Origin of the sequence: Vagococcus xieshaowenii (assembly GCF_004792515.1) — a bacterium.
Lineage (GTDB): Bacteria > Bacillota > Bacilli > Lactobacillales > Vagococcaceae > Vagococcus_A > Vagococcus_A xieshaowenii.
In genome coordinates, this window is the sequence record NZ_CP038865.1 from 1,159,697 (window position 1) to 1,177,480 (window position 17,784).

Consider the following 17,784-nt stretch of genomic DNA (forward strand, 5'->3'; position numbering starts at 1 on the left):
ACAGGTCGTTGTGCTGTGTTTTCACGTTGAACATTTTGGCGAATTTGAGCTTTCATGTAGATACGTGTTACATCATATTCAATTGCTCCCACCATGTTATTAAACATCATGTAACCTTCTTGTTGATAATCAACTAATGGATTATTTTGACCGTACGCACGTAAGCCAATCGACTCACGTAATTGATCCATGGCATCAATATGGTCCGTCCATTTTTGGTCGACCACTTTAAGAATAACTACTTTTTGGAATTCTAATAATTGATCAGGTCCGTTTAGCTGTTGAGATTTTTCTTCAAAGATTTCTTTAGCTTTACCAAACAAGAAGTCTTTCATTTCAGCTGGTGTTTTAGCTTCAATATCACTCATTTGAATAGAATCTTCTGGTACCAAGCATGCTTTTGCAAAATCTAAGATTCCTTGTAAGTTCCAGTCCGCTTTATTTTCAGCCGTCGTATGATCGGTTACAACTCTATCAATTGTTCGTTCAATCATGCCTAAAACGATGACGCTTAATTCTTTATCTTCTGTGATGATTTGATGACGTTGTTTATAGATAACTTCACGTTGTTCACGCATGACGTCATCATATTGTAAAATATTTTTACGTGTATCATAGTTGTTACCTTCGACACGTTTTTGAGCTCCCTCAACTTGTTTTGATAACATACCGCTTTGAATTACTGCGTCCTCACCTTCAATTTTGAAACGATCTAGCATAATTTTCACACGATCAGATCCGAAACGACGCATTAAATCATCTTCTAGTGATAGGTAGAATTGAGACACACCTGGATCTCCTTGACGACCCGAACGACCACGTAACTGATTATCAATACGACGTGATTCATGTCGTTCTGTTCCGATTACTGCTAGTCCACCTAATTCTTTAACACCAAAACCTAATTTAATATCTGTCCCACGACCAGCCATGTTTGTTGCTATTGTAACAGCACCTTTTTGGCCAGCGTTTAAAATAATTTCTGCTTCTTTAAAGTGGTTTTTTGCATTTAACACTTCATGCGGTACATTTTCTTTTTCTAATAAGCGTGAAATATATTCAGATGTTTCCACGGCCACTGTACCAACTAATACAGGTTGTCCTTTGCGATGACGTTCTTTAATATCTTTTACCACAGCTTGGAATTTACTTTCAAGCGTTGGATATAATAAATCTGGGCGATCATCACGAGCAATTACACGGTTCGTTGGAATTTGAATCACTTGCATGTTATAGATTTCACGGAATTCTTCTTCTTCAGTCTTAGCGGTCCCTGTCATTCCTGCTAATTTTTTGTACATACGGAAGAAGTTCTGATACGTGATATTAGCCATAGTTTTTGTTTCATCTTCGATTTCAACGCCTTCTTTGGCTTCGATTGCTTGATGTAAGCCATCTGAATAACGACGACCATCCATGATACGACCAGTAAATTGGTCAACAATCATGACTTTACCTTCTTGAACCACGTAGTCAATATCACTTAACATAATATAGTTTGCTCGTAGCGCGTTATCTAAATGATGCGTTAACGCTGTATTATCAATATCATATAAGTTTTCTAAACCAAAGTTCTCTTCGGCTTTAGAAATTCCTTCATCGGTAAACGCAATCGTTTTTGATTGCACATCGATTTTATAGTCTTCTTCGGCTTTCAAACGTTTAACAAAGTTATCTGCTCGAGTGTATAACGCAGTAGATTTCTCTGCTTGACCTGAGATAATTAAAGGTGTACGAGCTTCATCAATTAAAATTGAGTCAACCTCATCGACAATCGCATAATTTAACGGACGTTGGACCATTTGTTCACGGTAAACCACCATGTTATCTCTTAAATAGTCAAACCCTAACTCACTGTTTGTACTATAAGTAATATCACAAGCATAAGCTAAACGTTTTTCTTCAGAAGTTTTTGAGTTCAAATTCAACCCAACTGTTAATCCCAAGAAATTGTATAACTCACCCATTTCACTGGCATCACGTGTTGATAAATATTCATTAACCGTCACAACGTGTACGCCTTCACCTGTTAAAGCATTCAAGTAAACAGGCATTGTAGCAGTTAATGTTTTACCCTCACCAGTTTTCATTTCTGGAATGTTACCGTTATGTAAGACGATACCACCCATCATTTGCACTTTGTATGGATATAACCCTAAGACACGCTTTGCCGCTTCACGAACAACAGCAAATGCTTCAACTAATAAATCATCTACTGTTTCTCCTTTAGCAATACGTTCTTTAAATTCTGTTGTTTTAGCTTTTAATTCCTCATCGGACAAAGCCGCCGTTTGCTCACCCAATCCATCAATTTGGTCAGCAATTTTTTCTAATCGTTTAATTTCTTTTTTATCGTTCTCAATGATTTTCTTGATGAAATTCATTTAGCTATCGTTCCCTTCTCTAACTCACTTTTTATAAAATAACTTTAAATTCGTATCATTATTCATTTTAGCATTAATAGGCTGAAAATAGAAATATTTTTATTAATAAATCCTTATGATTATTAAACTCTTATACTTTATAATATTTTTTCACCTAATCTTCATAATTTTTTCACATTATTTATTGTAAAATATTATATAATCATACAATAAAATAAAATTCCTTGTAATATTATTTTTATTAAAAATTGGAGGAGCATTGTGAAAACTAAAAATTTTTTATCGATGAATAAAGTCAATAAACTGAAAATAATTCAATATTTCATTAAAAACAAACACAAAAATTTTAATATTAATGACTTGTCTCAATATTTAGAGATACCAACATCTACTCTTAAACGTCACATTAAAGAAATAAATCACGACGTATCTATAGTTAGTGAACAAAAAGAGCTTATTATTAAAAAAAATAGCTATGATTATCATTTGACAGAATTATCTAAAGAAAATGGTAATCTATACACTAAAATATACAGAGAATATCTTGATAATTCAAACATGTTCAGATTAGGGTTATTATTCGTAAAATATGATCAATTATCTATACAACTAATTATCGAAGAGTTATCCCTGAGTAAAACGCCAGTTTATGAAACAATTAATGATTTAGATAACTTTCTAAAAACTTATGGACTTCAAATAGAAAAAAATGACATAGGATCATTTAAAATTAGTGGTCCTGAATTAAATATACGAATTTTTATATGTAATTTATTAATGCATGCTATCCCTGAGGAAACTTGGCCTTTCAACTTTTCAAAAAGTACCATAAAAAATCATCTGGTGAGAATTGACCATCTAGAAAAACAATCTGAACGTATGAAATCTTGTTTTCATCAATTTAATGCGATTATTTTAAATCGTATTAAATATGGAAATTTTTTGAATTTTGAAGAAGATAAACTGGCATCTATACCTGATATAGACTTTCCAATATGGAAGGAATTAAATATCATTAATTTTGATTCTTATTTCCGTAACGAGGGCATTAGAAAATCCGAAGAAATCACCTATAAAATTATGATTATCAGTCTATTTCCAAATTTATTTCTAGAGAAAGATGTTCAACTAATGGGTAAAAAGCTTCTAGAAAAACCCGATGAGCTTGTAACGTGTTTTTATACTTACCTTAGAGAAGCAACAACAAAATTAGAACTTAAGTCTACATCAGAGTCCCTTGAGTTTTGTCTATTTCATCTCGTTATTCATAATAAATTCGCTCGCCTAGTTGAAGGGATTAACACTACTCATTTATTAAATTTACAATTTGATACCCCTCAAAGTCTAATTTGTCAGCATCAATTACCTTGGAAACGCAAGAGATATCAAGAACTAGTAGAAATATATCTACCAATCATAAATAAAAAATCACCCAATTTAAAGGGAACACTTCTAAGAGATGATTATATTCTATACATTAATACCATAGCCATGATTATGTCTTTACTTCACTTACCTATAACCATGAAAGCTGTAAAATTACATTTTGACTTTGGAAAAGATGAGATTTCAAAAAAAATTGTGATTCAAAAAATAGAATCTATTTATCAGCCTCACATTTATAAGATTATTGAAACCCCGGAAGAAGCCGATATAATTTTTTGTAATCACCTTTATCATTTTACAACAGACCAACGAATCTATATTAAAGATATTATGGATTTCGAAACTATCAATGTAATTAGTAATGCGATTAATAGTAAACTATTAAGTCTAAGATTCAAAAAAGCTTTAGATTATAAAAAGTAATATTTTTCTAATAAAATTTCGAAGTATTTAACATACTTCGTTTTTTTATATACTTTTTTTGTTTCTATACTAACCTTTCCTAAAAAAATTATTTAGATTAAAAATTAAAGTTCTTATTATTTTTAATCTTTTTTTTAATTGTTGATAAAACGTAAAAAAATAAGGAATAATCATCAATTAATCCCCTTATAATAAAAAAACATCCCACAGAATTGGTTAATAAAATTAACAGATATCTACGGAATATTTTTATAAGGAGAAACACACATGAAATTAAAATTAATCACAACATTACTAATTACAACAACTTCCTTAACCTATGGAAGTCTTACTGGAATAAAGAAAATAGAAACTAACAAGATATCAAAAGAATTGCACGAAAAAATGAACAATCTCAATTATATAGATCAGCAATTAGATTCTTATTATGTCACCAACGATGATATAACGGTTATAAAATACGATAAAACGCATGAAATCACCCAACTAATTAAGCATATTAATTTAGATAGCGCTAAGACAAAAGCAGAAATAAACCATTCAAAATTAAAAGCTAATGTAAAAAAAATCCTCAACAAACAAAAGTTAATATTAAAAAAAGCAAATGATTTAATAGATGAAGGCGAAGCTACCGAAGCTTTAGCTAATTTATTCGAATACGAAACAATTATTCATTATAACTTATCTGAAGCAACTTTGAATCATACTGCTAATAAAGAAGACCTTAAGAAAATTGAAGAAAAATTACATTCATTAAAAAATAAACAACAAGCAACAAATTTGAAGGAGCTTATTGCTGATTCAGAAAATATTCTCACCCATAGAACTAATTATCAAAGCGAACTTCAAGACGCTTTAGATAACAGTGATGATACAAACTATCTTGATAAACTTATAGATAATTCCGAAAAAAACATTGCATTAATTGAATCACCTAGACTAGAAAATAAAATAAATAAACAAATTAATAAAATAAAAATTAAATCTAAAAATATAAAAAAAGAAAAAGAAGAAGAACAGCGTTTAGCCAAATTAAAACAACAAGAACTTGATAAACTAGAAACTGAAAAAAATCAGAATAACAATGACGTAGAAATTAAAGAAAGTCAATTAAATACAACTTTAAATGATACTCAATCTGAACAAACTACAGAAAACTCAACTGAAACCAGGTCTGAAGCTGAAGTTGTTCCTGAACCTGAAGTTGAAGTTGCTCCTAGAACTGATGGCATAAACTTTAACGGTTATCACTTTGATATTGGTTGGTTCGGTGGAAGTGGTGGATCTCATGTCCCTACGTGGACCCCTTATATTTATCGTTGGAGTGAACTACCTAACTTATATCTAGCAGAAAAACAAAGCGATGTTGGTAATGCTGTATGGTCTTTACAAATTGGGAGTAAAATTGTAGTAGATGGACAAACTTACACTGTTTATAAATACAGTAATGGCGTTAATAATCAAAATGGAGAATCTTATAATTTAACTGTCAGCCAAGGTGCCCCTATTACAATCGTAACATGTGAAACTAATAACGAGTGGTCTTTACAAAGCATGTGGTTTGCTGGATAACAACTAAATAGTATATATAAATATTAAAATCTATCACACAGACCATTAACATATAAAATGTGACATTATTTATTGACAAACATTTCAAAATCCACAGTTCAAAAAAAAAACGGCTCTTTGTCAAATTGGACTGATGAGTAATTTTAGCCAACCATGAAATTGGGGAAAACATTCTCTGATTTCATGGTTTTTTGTTATTTAATGATTAACTTCTATCAAACCTTCGGTTAAAAAGATTCTAATCCTCATATTGCTGAAAGATTTGAATCCATAAGAAACTCGTTTTAATGTTTTGATGTGTGTATTCTTTGCTTCAATCTTCCCATTTGAATAGGGATGTATTAAAGCATTGGTAATTCCTTCTTGATGACGTATTAGGTTTTGTACTTGTCCTTTAAACTCTTCATCTAATTCTTCTGGTAAAGTATTCAATAATTCAAAGAATCGTTCATATTCTTTTCTTCTAAATGAATCTAATAAATCATGGAAGTAGCCATAGGCTAATTTTAGAGGTTCGGAAAAATCTAATAACCGATCAATCATCATCTGTTCGGTCAAATAAGGATACTTATTTGACCGAAAGCTCGGCCATCTTTTGTATTCAGAGATATTAATGTCTAATCTATTTTTAAGTAGGAAGCGCCAATTTTTCTTAAGTTTACTTGCTTCTACTTTATGTCCCGATGCCTTGAGTTTTTTCATTTCCCGTACTCTGAAACTATTAAAGGCTTCATTCAAATGTTTAACAATATGAAAACGATCAATGATTAATTCAGCATTTGGAAAGATATCCTTCACTAATTGGAAATAAGCTGCATTCATATCTGTCACAAGGTATTTTACTTTAAAACGTTCTTCATCTGGATAACCATTAAAGTGAGGCATGAGATAATTTAATGGTCTACTTTCCAATATTTCTACTAATCGCCCTGAATTGCCATCAGCACAAATAAAACTCATAGAGTCTTCTATGGCTGTATGCGAACGGAATTCATCAACCATTAAAACCTCAGGCAACCAACGGTTTTTGGGACTAGGAAGGTAAGTTTCTAACGATTTTAATACCTGAATCACTTTACTTATTGAAACACTACATAATTTAGCAATTAGTTTTAGAGATATTCTTTCACCTAATAACTCAATAATTTTGCCTTCAATTATCCTTGAAACATTGTGACAAGGTTTAACTAAATCAATTTGAGCAGTCCAGTGCTTATTACAGTTGCGACAACGATAGCGTTGCTTAGACAGCTTCATAGAGACAATTCCTGTGTTCTCATGTGTTAATAGAATCTCTACTTCTTTAGAACCATTCTTAACAATAACGTACTTGCCGTCGCATTCTCTTGGAGAAGAGTCACAATTAGGGCAAGCTATCGTTTTAGGTTTATAGCTCGCTTTTATAATTTTCGCAGGCTTATTACGATAGGTTCCTTCGGAAACACTAGAAATTGTTAGATTAGAGTCTTCAATTCCATAAATTTTTTTGATATCATTAATCATAGCATATCGCTCCTTTTGTTTGTTTTGTGTGGTAACTTAATTTTAACAAAAGGCGATATGTTTTTTTAAGATTAAATACAAAAATAGGGCTGAAGAAGGAATAAACCTTCATCAGTCCTATTTATTATAGAGCCATTTATTTAAAATCATAGCATATCTGACGTTTTTTTGAACTCGCGTGACTATTACTAGTATATAGTCAATGAGTAGCTTTTGTTTAAATTTATAGTATTGTCTTAATCCTCATCCATCTTAAGCACAGCCATAAATGCCTCTTGTGGCACTTCAACTGATCCAATTGATTTCATACGTTTTTTACCTTCTTTTTGTTTCTCTAACAATTTACGTTTACGTGAAACATCTCCACCATAACATTTTGCTAATACGTTTTTACGTAAAGCTTTGATGTTAGAACGAGCAACAATTTTTTGACCAATGGCTGCCTGAACAGGCACTTCGAATTGTTGACGTGGAATTAAGGCTTTTAATTTTTCGACAATCACTTTACCACGATCATAAGCGAAATCTTTATGCACGATAAAGCTTAAGGCATCGACTTTTTCAGCATTTAATAAGATATCCATCTTGACTAAACGACTTGGTTTGTAACCGATGATATCATAATCAAGTGACGCGTAACCTTTTGTGCTTGATTTTAATGTATCAAAGAAATCATAGACGATTTCTGATAATGGCAGTTCATAAACAACATTAACGCGGTAGTCATCTAAATAATCCATCGTGATGAACTCCCCACGCTTACGTTGTGATAGTTCCATAACCGCCCCAACATACTCATTTGGCACCATAATAGAGGCTTTAACATAAGGTTCTTCCACGTGATCAATTACACCTTGCTCAGGGAATTCAGCTGGGTTATCTACGACCAATTCTGTGCCGTCCGTTTTCGTGACATGATAAATTACCGACGGAGCAGTTGTAATTAATTCTAAATTAAATTCACGTTCTAAACGTTCTTGAATAACGTCCATGTGTAATAATCCTAAGAAGCCACAACGGAAACCAAAGCCTAAAGCTTGAGAAGTTTCTGGCTCAAACTCTAATGCAGAGTCATTTAATTGCAATTTTTCTAGTGCTTCTCGCAACTCAACGTATTTTGATGTATCAATTGGATACAATCCACAGTAAACCATCGGATTCATTTTGCGGTAACCTTCTAACGCTTCACTTGCTGGGTTATTTGCTAATGTCACGGTATCCCCAACTTGTGTGTCTTGGACGGTTTTAATACTTGCAGTGATATAACCAACATCCCCAACAGATAACACGTCACGAGGCACTGGCTTAGGAGAAAAAATCCCAACTTCTGTGACATCAAATGTTTTACCATTCTGCATTAACATGATTTTATCACCAGGTTTTACCATTCCATCAACGATACGAACATTTAAAATAACCCCACGATAGCTATCATAAACCGAGTCAAAAATTAATGCTTTTAATGGAGCATCTAAGTCACCCTCTGGAGCAGGAACTTTTTCAACGATTTGTTCTAAAATTTCACCAATCCCAATACCTGATTTTGCACTAGCAAGAACTGCTTCAGATGCATCGATTCCTACGACTGTTTCGATTTCTTGACGTACTTTTTCAGGATCTGCTGCTGGCAAATCGATTTTGTTAATAATGGGTAAAATTTCTAAATCATTATCTACAGCTAAGTAGACGTTAGCTAATGTTTGTGCTTCAATCCCTTGTGCGGCATCCACAACTAATAATGCACCCTCACAAGCAGCCAAACTACGAGATACTTCATACGTAAAATCGACATGTCCTGGTGTATCGATTAAATGGAAAATATAATCTTCACCATCTTTTGCTGTATATGTCAATTCAACAGCGTTTAATTTAATTGTAATGCCTCGTTCTCTTTCAAGATCCATCGAGTCTAATAATTGATCTTGCATTTCACGACTTGAAACAGTTTCTGTTTGTTGTAAAATACGGTCGGCCAATGTTGATTTACCATGGTCGATATGGGCAATAATCGAAAAATTACGAATTTTGCTTTGTCTTTCTCTTAATTTTTTAATGTCCATTTATTTAGTTCCTACTTTCTATTTCAATCAGCATTTACTATTATAACAAGATTCTTCTTCATTTTAAAGAATCTTTGTAAAAACCTCAACAAATATCCAAAAAACAAGCGAAAAAGGAGACAAAACTGTCTCCTCTTCTCACTATTCTTCTATATCTGTCGTTTCAAATGCTAACATTTCATCTTTGACTGTAATAGTCACTCGTTGTTTTGGCAAAATTTTAGCGGCAACGATTTCTTTAGCAAGTGGTGTTTCAACTTGTTTTGTTATGAATCGTTTCAATGGACGTGCCCCAAATGCTGGTTCATAAGCATTTTCAGCAATCCAATTTTGCGCTTCTTCTGAAACAACTAACTCGATATCTTGTGCTGCTAATTTATCTGCTAATCCTTTAGTCATCTTAACAACAATATTCTTCATATTAGCTAAGGTTAATGGTTTAAAAATTATGGTTTCATCAATACGGTTTAAAAACTCAGGTTTAAAATGCGCACGTAACATTGTTTGAACATCTTTTTCTGTATTTTCAGCAAATTCTCCTTCTGGAGTTAAACCGTCTAATAAAATTTGTGAGCCGATATTACTTGTCATGATCATCACTGTATTTTTGAAATCTACCGTACGGCCCTTGCTATCGGTTAAACGGCCATCATCTAATACTTGTAATAGAATATTGAATACATCCGGATGTGCTTTTTCAATTTCATCAAGTAAGACAATGGTATAAGGGTTATGTCGAACAGCTTCTGTTAATTGCCCACCTTCTTCGTAACCAATATAGCCTGGAGGTGCGCCAACTAATCGTGACACGGTATGTTTTTCCATATACTCACTCATATCAATACGAACCATATGTTCTTCAGAATCAAATAAATTTTCAGCTAACGCTTTGGCTAATTCTGTTTTACCGACACCCGTTGGTCCTAAGAATAAGAACGAACCTAGCGGACGGTTTTGATCTTGTAAACCAGCTCTTGAACGAATGACTGCGTCTGCAACAGCATCTACTGCTGTATCTTGTCCAATCACTCGTTCATGCAAGGTATCATTTAAACGTAGAATTTTTTCTCGTTCACCTTCTACTAATCGTTGAACAGGAATACCTGTTAAGCGTTCCACTACCACGGAAATTTCATGATCGGTTACAGATTCTTGAACTAAGCGATTATCATACGTTTGATTTTGATTTTCTAATTCCATTAATTCTTTTTCTAATTCAGGTATTTTACCATGACGAAGAATGGCTGCTTGTTCCAAGTCATAGTTATTTTCCGCTTCTTCTAATTCATGTCTTGCTTGTTCTATTTCGCCACGTTTTTGACTGATTGTATTGACGATTTCTTTTTCTGTTTCCCACTTCATTTTTAGGCTATTAGCTTCTTCTCGTAATTCAGCCAGCTCTTCTTGTAAGATTTCAAGACGTTTTTTACTTGCGTCATCACTTTCTTTTTTAAGGGCAGCTTCTTCTATTTCTAACTGCATTAAACGACGTGTGACTTGATCGAGTTCAGTTGGCATAGAATTCAATTCCACACGAATAGTCGCGCAGGCTTCATCAACTAAATCAATGGCTTTATCTGGTAAGAAACGATCGGTAATATAACGATTAGACATAGTCGCTGCGGCTACAAGGGCATTATCATTTATATTAACCCCATGATGAATTTCAAAACGTTCTTTCAAGCCACGTAAAATACTAATGGTATCTTCTACTGTCGGTTCATTGACCATCACACGTTGGAATCGACGTTCTAACGCTTTGTCTTTTTCCATGTATTCACGGTATTCATCTAGCGTAGTAGCTCCAATTAGGTGAAGTTCACCACGTGCAAGCATAGGCTTCAATAAATTGCCTGCATCCATGCTACCTTCTGTTTTACCCGCTCCTACAATCGTATGGATTTCATCAATAAACATGATGATTTGACCATCGCTTTTTTTAACTTCTTTCAAAACAGCCTTCAATCGTTCTTCAAATTCACCACGATACTTAGCCCCCGCAATAAGAGCCCCCATATCAAGCGAATAGATAGTTTTATCTTTTAAATTTTCAGGTACATCTCGGCGTACAATACGTTGCGCCAAACCTTCAATAATCGCTGTTTTACCAACACCAGGTTCACCAATTAAGACTGGATTATTTTTAGTTTTACGGGATAAAATACGAATCACATCACGTATCTCTTCATCACGGCCAATAACAGGGTCTTGTTTGCCTTCACGGACACGTTTCACTAAATCAATTCCATATTTTTCTAACGCTTCGTATTGTTCTTCTTGATTTTCAGATGTCACACGCTCTCCCCCTCTCATTTTTTCAATATGTGCTTTTACTTCATCAAAATTAATAGAGCGAGATGATAAATACGTTGTTAATGGGTGATTCTTCAATTTCATCAACGCTAAAAGAACGATTTCTGTCGATAAGTATTCATCATGAAATTGTTCCATTAATGTTTGACCTTCTTGGAAGACCTGATATAAATTACGGCTAAATGTTTGACCATATTGAATATTCCCTTCAACCACAGATAAACGATCTAATTCTGCTTCAATTGTGGAAGAAAACTCATCTAGTGGTACCCCTAAATCTTGATAAAAATTATAAGCAAAATTACCTGGTTGAACTAATGCTTTCCAAAGATGTGGAATGTCAATTTCTTGATGTTTACGTCTCATTGCAATTTGTTGCGCTTGGGCAATTGCTTGTTGTACTGTTGTGGTCATTTTATCTGGTTGCATAAAAAGACTCCTCCTATCATTCAACTATTTTTTTCATTCCATCCTACTTATATTTTATTCCTATTTATAAAAATTTCAAAATAAAACGATAAAAAAGACCCGTTTTTAAAGGAATTTTTAACAAATAAAAGCATATTGCTATATTAGCAATATGCTTTTATGGATTTTATTTCTTATTCATTAAGCAACTACCGCAACTTCTGAAGATTGCACTTGAATATCACGATATCGGACAACAATACGGCTAATTAATTCATGAATTTTATTATCATCTTCCGGGTGAAATTCTTTAACACTTACAATACATGAGTTATCATAAAGCTTTTCTACAATCCCCATAGCAGGACAGCTTAACATGTCAGACTTAAATTCTACTACTTGACCAATTTCAATATTACTCATCATTAACAACTCCTACTCTTCTTAATAAACTCTCCAAATTAATAAAAAACCTAACGTATGGTTATAATTTAACATTAAATAACTATAATTACAAATAATATGATATTAAAACAAGAATGTTTTCGTTTTATTAATAATTAATATTCGGTGTTAATCGCTTACTTTTATAAAATAATCACGAAATGAAGTGGTTTTTACCTGCAAGATTGTTTTAGCCTAAGACATCCGCATTATATTAGATAACAAAAAACAAGAATGTATGACCTCTCGATAAATATCGGACGGCTTCATAACATTCTTGTTTTATCGTCATTATTGTACTAAATAGCGGTTATTAAATGTCTCTCTCATCATGAATTTACCCAATCCGTATTGACCTTGATCAATTAGTTGATCCATAATTTGTTCTGCAGTTATTTCGGGATTTTCTTTTTTAACTTGATTATGATGGATACGAACAGCATTGTTGATTGATTCTGCAACTAGTTCAATAAACATATCCGACACATAACGCTCAGGCAATTGCTCTCGAATGGCACTCCACTCAAATGGTAATTCATTAGCTTCCCAGTTAGTTTTTTGATAGTAGGTAGTGTTCTCGGTTGGAATACTAATACTACTTTGAATCATTTGATGAAATGCCACACTATACTCCGGTCGTCGACCAAGTGAATCAAAACGTTTAATTGGCATTTGTTTTAATGTTGTCTCAACATAATATTGTCCAAGAAATTGTAGTTTCATGTCAATAACATAATATTTTAGTGTAATAGTAACATTATTAGAAGTTAAAACATTAATGTGTTTAATTACCTCTTCAATCGTCTCTCCTTTAGCCATATTTTCTGGACGAGTTAACGTATATAGCAACGTATTCACATTATAATAGACGTTTCTTGGTTCCAATCCAGAAAAATTAAAAACTATGTCGTTTTTCTCTCCCATTGGTTTATCCTCGTATTTAAAACCTAGCGGACCTTCTAAACGCTTCATGGCGTTTAATAACCAATGAATACTTTCTTTAACACTTTTTTCATTAGGTGTTTCATAATTAAAATCAATTCTTCCAATTAATGGCATGATCTTTTCCTCCTTTAGTTCTCTCTTTATTATAAAGAGTTTTCGCTAAATAAATAGACAAAACATATAATTATGTCTTAACTATAACAAAAACTTAAGGATTTAAATAAACATCCTTAAGCTTTGTCTTTTTGATTATTTTTTAATTTCTAATAAATCAATTTTAGCCATTGGTAATATCATGGCTGCGATTTTTGCTAATTGACGTAGACGATTATTTCGAACTTCTTCATTATCGGCCATAATCATCGTATGATCGAAATAATTAGTAATAAATGGTGTTAATTCCGTTAATTGCTCATATTTTTGTGCAAACGTTAAATCAGCAAATGTTGCTTGTGCTGTCGTCACTGCGTGCGCTAATTCTTTTTCTTCTGCTGTTTCAAATAAGTCGTCATCAACTGCTTCTGTTAAAGTATCACCGATTAATTCTTGACCTTTTCTTGTTAAGTTAAGGACACGAATAAATGCTTCCATCGTTGGACGGAACTGTTCAGTTGTTTGTTTTTCTTGTAGTAAACTTGCAACTTCAATGATTTGATTCATATCAGCTGCTTGTGCGTTGACGCTTGCTTCAATAATATCATGGCGAATATTTTTGCCACTTAATAGTTGTTTAAGACGTGCATTAAAGAATTCAACAACCGCTTCAGGGTCCTCTTTAAATGTTACTCCATAAGTTTCAACATTTTGATTGATTGCCTCTTTAATTATCGGTAATAGTTTACTAATAGCTAAATCCCAACCTTTATCCTCAATAATACGTACAATTCCGTATGTTTGACGACGTAAAGCATATGGATCATTTGAACCTGACGGAATCATTCCAGCGTTAAAGAATGTCATCACTGAATCTAATTTATCAGCAATTGCTAAGACTGCACCCACTGATGATTCTGGTAATTCTCCTTCACTAGAAACAGGCAGGTAATGTTCACGAATTGCTTGCGCAACAGCAGGTTTTTCACCTTTTAATAGCGCATATTTTTCGCCCATAATCCCTTGTAATTCTGGGAATTCACCGACCATACCCGTCATTAGGTCAAATTTATAAATAGCTGCCGCACGTGCTAAGTCAGCTTGTTCTTCGTTTGATAAGCCCACTGCTTGTCCTAATATTTCACTAATTTTAGCGACACGTTGCATTTTTTCATAAGTTGTTCCAATTTTTTCATGGAAGGTAACTTTTTTCAAACGTTCCACATATGACGCGATAGTTGGTTGTTGATCTTCATCATAAAAGAATACCGCATCTTCAAGACGTGCCACTAATACTTTTTCATTACCAGCTACAACATTTTGAATAAACGCTTCGTTACCATTGCGTACGGCCACAAAGAATGGTGCTAACTTACCATCTTGGAAACGTACTTCAAAGTAACGTTGATGTTCTTTCATCGAAATAATCAAAACTTCCTCTGGTACAGCTAAATATTTTTCATCGAATTTCCCTGCAAAAGCTGTTGGATACTCAACGATATTATTAACTTCTTCAAGTAACACTTCATCCAGATTCATCACCCAATTATTTTCAGCTGCTAAAGCTTCGATTTGTTTAACAATTAATGCTTTACGTTCTTCAGCGTTGACCAACACATGTTGTGCTTTTAATTTTTCTACATATTCAGACGGATGATTAATGGTTGTTTCTTGACCTAAGAAACGATGACCACGTGTTGTTTTACCACTTTTCACATCTAAAAATTGTAAGTCAATTAATTCATCATCTAACAAGCTGATAATCCAATGAATAGGACGGATAAATTCTGTTGTGTGATTTCCCCAATGCATTGTTACTGGGAAGTGAATACCTTTTAATGTTTCTAATACATTCGCTAATACTGCCTGTGCTGATTCACCAGGAATAAATTTATCAACATGAACATACTCGACACCTTTTATGTCTTTAAAGAATAATTTGTCAGTTGAAACACCTTGCCCACGTGCAAATCCTTCTGCTGCTTTGGTCCAATTGCCCTCAGCATCTACTGCAATTTTTTTTGCAGGACCTTTTGCTTCTTCTTCAATATCTTCTTGTTTTTCAGCTAATTCAAGTACTTCTAATGTTAAGCGTCGAGGTGTTGAATACGTACGAACCTCGCTGTATGATAGACGATTTTCTTTTAAAAACTTCTCCATTGCTGCTTTAAATTGCTTAATGGATGAAGTCACAAAACGTGCAGGCATTTCTTCTAAACCAATTTCTAATAAAAATGTTTTAGCCATTTTATGCTTCCTCCTCTTGTGTTTGTTTGTTCAATAATGGGAATCCTAATTTTTCGCGTTCTTCAACAAATTTTTTCGCTAATTGTCTTGCCATGTTACGGATACGTGATAAATACCCAGCACGTTCAGTAACGGACACCGCTCCACGAGCATCTAGTAAGTTAAACGTATGACTACATTTTAAGACAAAATCATACGCTGGATGAACCAATCCTTCATCAATACAACGTTGTGCTTCTGCTTGATACATCTCAAATAACGTTAATAACATGTCTTGATTACTAATTTCAAATGAATATTTAGAATGTTCGAACTCTGGTTGAATAAAGATTTCACCGTATTTAACACCTTTTTTCCATTCTAAATCATAAACACTTTCAACTGATTGAATGTATGATGCTAAACGTTCTAAACCGTAAGTGATTTCAACGGTCACTGGGTTACATTCTAAGCCACCTGCTTGTTGGAAGTACGTAAACTGAGTAATTTCCATACCGTTTAGCCAAACTTCCCAACCTAAACCGGCACACCCCATTGAAGGATTTTCCCAGTTATCTTCAACAAAACGTATATCATGTTCTAATGGATTAATACCTAAGCGTTCTAAACTTTCTAAGTATAATTCTTGAATATTATCTGGTGATGGTTTCATGACCACTTGAAATTGATGATGTTGATACAAACGGTTTGGATTTTCACCATAACGACCATCAGCTGGACGACGTGACGGTTCAACATAAGCAGCGTTCCATGGTTCTGGACCAATCGCACGCAAGAACGTATACGGACTCATTGTCCCTGCCCCTTTTTCCGTATCATATGCTTGCATTAACATACAGCCTTGTTCTGACCAAAAGTTTTGCAATGTTAAAATCATTTCTTGTACAGTTAATCCTGTTGTCATAATTAATCTCCTTTACGTCTTTTGAGTAAAATAAAAAGTCCCTATGTTTAGACAATTAGCCTAAACATAGGGACGAAAATTTTCGCGGTTCCACCCTAATTCCAAGAACATGTTCTTGGCATCTTCATTGTGTTTGCTCCAAAGCGCCCTTCAGATATTGTCTTTAACTGGTTGCACCAACCCCAGCCTCTCTGTAAAAAACATTCATCTTACTCTTCTTTTTCTTCGCAACTATTTAATTATCTTCTTGTCTATCATAGCCGTTATTCATTAACTAGTCAATATCTTTGCTAGTTTTATCGGAATTTTCTACGCGTTTGTCTAACAAAATATTTTGCCAATTAACCATGTCATCAATGAATTTTTTACTTTTTAGAAAAATCCCGACATATTCTTCATACAACATATCTATTGTTTGTCTTATTTCACGTTTTGTTTCAGGCGAGAGTGAAATAGAATGTATTTGTTCTAACGAAATACTAGAGAACATACGGATAAAATGCATCGCCTTAGCTGATGCGTGATAGCGACGTTCATCTCGGTGAAAATCTTGCTCACAAATCACCCCTAAATAAGCTGAAGAAAAATCAAATTTACCTTGCGTTTGACCACAAATACGACAACGAATCCATTCAAACTCCAAACCAAAACGATTAAGTATTTGAATTTCAAAAATATTGGTTAATATTTCTGGATCTTGACCCTCATCCATTAATGTCAATATATCACGTGTAAAACCATAAAGAGCCGGATCATACGTTTGATCATCTATTGCAACATCAACTAAATTCAATATGTAAGTCGCATACGCCGTTAAAAAAATATCTTGCTGAATATGACGAAAACTGCCAACATTTTTAGAAGCATTCAAAAAAGACAAACCCTCTTGATTTAATTTTCCAATATAGGTCCCGTAAGCAAATGGCTGTGTCGCAACTGTTAAAGGATTATTTTTCTTCATGGCATTGCGCATAAAAAACATAACTTTTCCGTGTTGCTCGGTAAAAATTTTGACAAGTTTATCTTTATCACGATGCTTTTTACTAAATAAAATTAAACCGTTAACCTCATTTACTTCAGACATTTCTCTCACCTCACGATA

Annotated in this window: 10 protein-coding genes, 1 pseudogene and 1 other annotated feature; of the genes and pseudogenes, 2 read left to right on the top strand and 9 right to left on the bottom strand. The window is 33.5% G+C overall.

Annotated features, from left to right (window positions below; genetic code table 11):
• Positions 1-13: 13 nt before the first annotated feature.
• Positions 14-2,384 (bottom strand): annotated as a pseudogene (gene secA, locus E4Z98_RS05615) (preprotein translocase subunit SecA); the annotation flags it as partial.
• 261 nt (positions 2,385-2,645) lie between these two features.
• On the opposite strand from secA, the gene E4Z98_RS05620 reads away from it, so the two are divergent.
• Both E4Z98_RS05620 and E4Z98_RS05625 read left to right on the top strand, forming a co-directional pair.
• Positions 2,646-4,193 (top strand): helix-turn-helix domain-containing protein, encoded by a 1,548-nt coding sequence (locus E4Z98_RS05620; RefSeq protein WP_135253470.1) that lies wholly within the window; start codon positions 2,646-2,648, stop codon positions 4,191-4,193.
• 267 nt (positions 4,194-4,460) lie between these two features.
• Positions 4,461-5,765, top strand: a complete 1,305-nt coding sequence (locus E4Z98_RS05625; protein ID WP_135253469.1) for a hypothetical protein — start codon at positions 4,461-4,463, stop codon at positions 5,763-5,765.
• A 198-nt stretch (positions 5,766-5,963) separates the two neighbouring features.
• On the opposite strand, the gene E4Z98_RS05630 is transcribed toward E4Z98_RS05625, so the two are convergent.
• From E4Z98_RS05630 to recO, 8 genes are all read right to left on the bottom strand, one after another.
• Complete coding sequence (locus tag E4Z98_RS05630) at positions 5,964-7,268, bottom strand: ISL3 family transposase (protein WP_135961175.1); 1,305 nt, start codon at positions 7,266-7,268, stop codon at positions 5,964-5,966.
• Positions 7,269-7,504: 236 nt separating this feature from the next.
• The gene (lepA, locus tag E4Z98_RS05635; protein ID WP_135253313.1) at positions 7,505-9,328 is read right to left on the bottom strand and encodes a translation elongation factor 4; all 1,824 of its coding nucleotides are present in this window, start codon (positions 9,326-9,328) and stop codon (positions 7,505-7,507) included.
• A 141-nt stretch (positions 9,329-9,469) separates the two neighbouring features.
• The gene (gene clpB, locus E4Z98_RS05640) at positions 9,470-12,070 is read right to left on the bottom strand and encodes an ATP-dependent chaperone ClpB (protein ID WP_135253312.1); all 2,601 of its coding nucleotides are present in this window, start codon (positions 12,068-12,070) and stop codon (positions 9,470-9,472) included.
• 180 nt (positions 12,071-12,250) lie between these two features.
• Positions 12,251-12,475: a hypothetical protein gene (locus E4Z98_RS05645; RefSeq protein ID WP_135961176.1), complete on the bottom strand. Its 225-nt coding sequence runs from the start codon at positions 12,473-12,475 to the stop codon at positions 12,251-12,253.
• 309 nt (positions 12,476-12,784) lie between these two features.
• Entirely contained in the window at positions 12,785-13,552 is a 768-nt protein-coding gene (locus E4Z98_RS05650; protein ID WP_135253310.1) for a hypothetical protein, read from the bottom strand.
• Between the two features lie 135 nt (positions 13,553-13,687).
• A complete protein-coding gene (gene glyS, locus E4Z98_RS05655; protein WP_135253309.1) occupies positions 13,688-15,778 on the bottom strand; it encodes a glycine--tRNA ligase subunit beta in 2,091 nt (696 codons plus the stop codon).
• A 1-nt stretch (position 15,779) separates the two neighbouring features.
• On the bottom strand, positions 15,780-16,682 hold the full coding sequence (glyQ, locus tag E4Z98_RS05660) for a glycine--tRNA ligase subunit alpha (protein WP_135253308.1): 903 nt from the start codon (positions 16,680-16,682) through the stop codon (positions 15,780-15,782).
• Positions 16,683-16,747: 65 nt separating this feature from the next.
• Positions 16,748-16,917: a binding site (T-box leader), on the bottom strand.
• Between the two features lie 39 nt (positions 16,918-16,956).
• Positions 16,957-17,766: a DNA repair protein RecO gene (recO, locus tag E4Z98_RS05665; protein ID WP_135253307.1), complete on the bottom strand. Its 810-nt coding sequence runs from the start codon at positions 17,764-17,766 to the stop codon at positions 16,957-16,959.
• Positions 17,767-17,784: the final 18 nt, after the last annotated feature.

Bases quoted from the DNA above. Each gene is read 5' to 3' on its own strand.
- E4Z98_RS05625 (WP_135253469.1), top strand. From the start codon at position 4,461: ATGAAATTAAAATTAATCACAACATTACTAATTACAACAACTTCCTTA.
- E4Z98_RS05630 (WP_135961175.1), bottom strand. From the start codon at position 7,268: ATGATTAATGATATCAAAAAAATTTATGGAATTGAAGACTCTAATCTA.
- lepA (WP_135253313.1), bottom strand. From the start codon at position 9,328: ATGGACATTAAAAAATTAAGAGAAAGACAAAGCAAAATTCGTAATTTT.
- clpB (WP_135253312.1), bottom strand. From the start codon at position 12,070: ATGCAACCAGATAAAATGACCACAACAGTACAACAAGCAATTGCCCAA.
- E4Z98_RS05645 (WP_135961176.1), bottom strand. From the start codon at position 12,475: ATGATGAGTAATATTGAAATTGGTCAAGTAGTAGAATTTAAGTCTGAC.
- E4Z98_RS05650 (WP_135253310.1), bottom strand. From the start codon at position 13,552: ATGCCATTAATTGGAAGAATTGATTTTAATTATGAAACACCTAATGAA.
- glyS (WP_135253309.1), bottom strand. From the start codon at position 15,778: ATGGCTAAAACATTTTTATTAGAAATTGGTTTAGAAGAAATGCCTGCA.
- glyQ (WP_135253308.1), bottom strand. From the start codon at position 16,682: ATGACAACAGGATTAACTGTACAAGAAATGATTTTAACATTGCAAAAC.
- recO (WP_135253307.1), bottom strand. From the start codon at position 17,766: ATGTCTGAAGTAAATGAGGTTAACGGTTTAATTTTATTTAGTAAAAAG.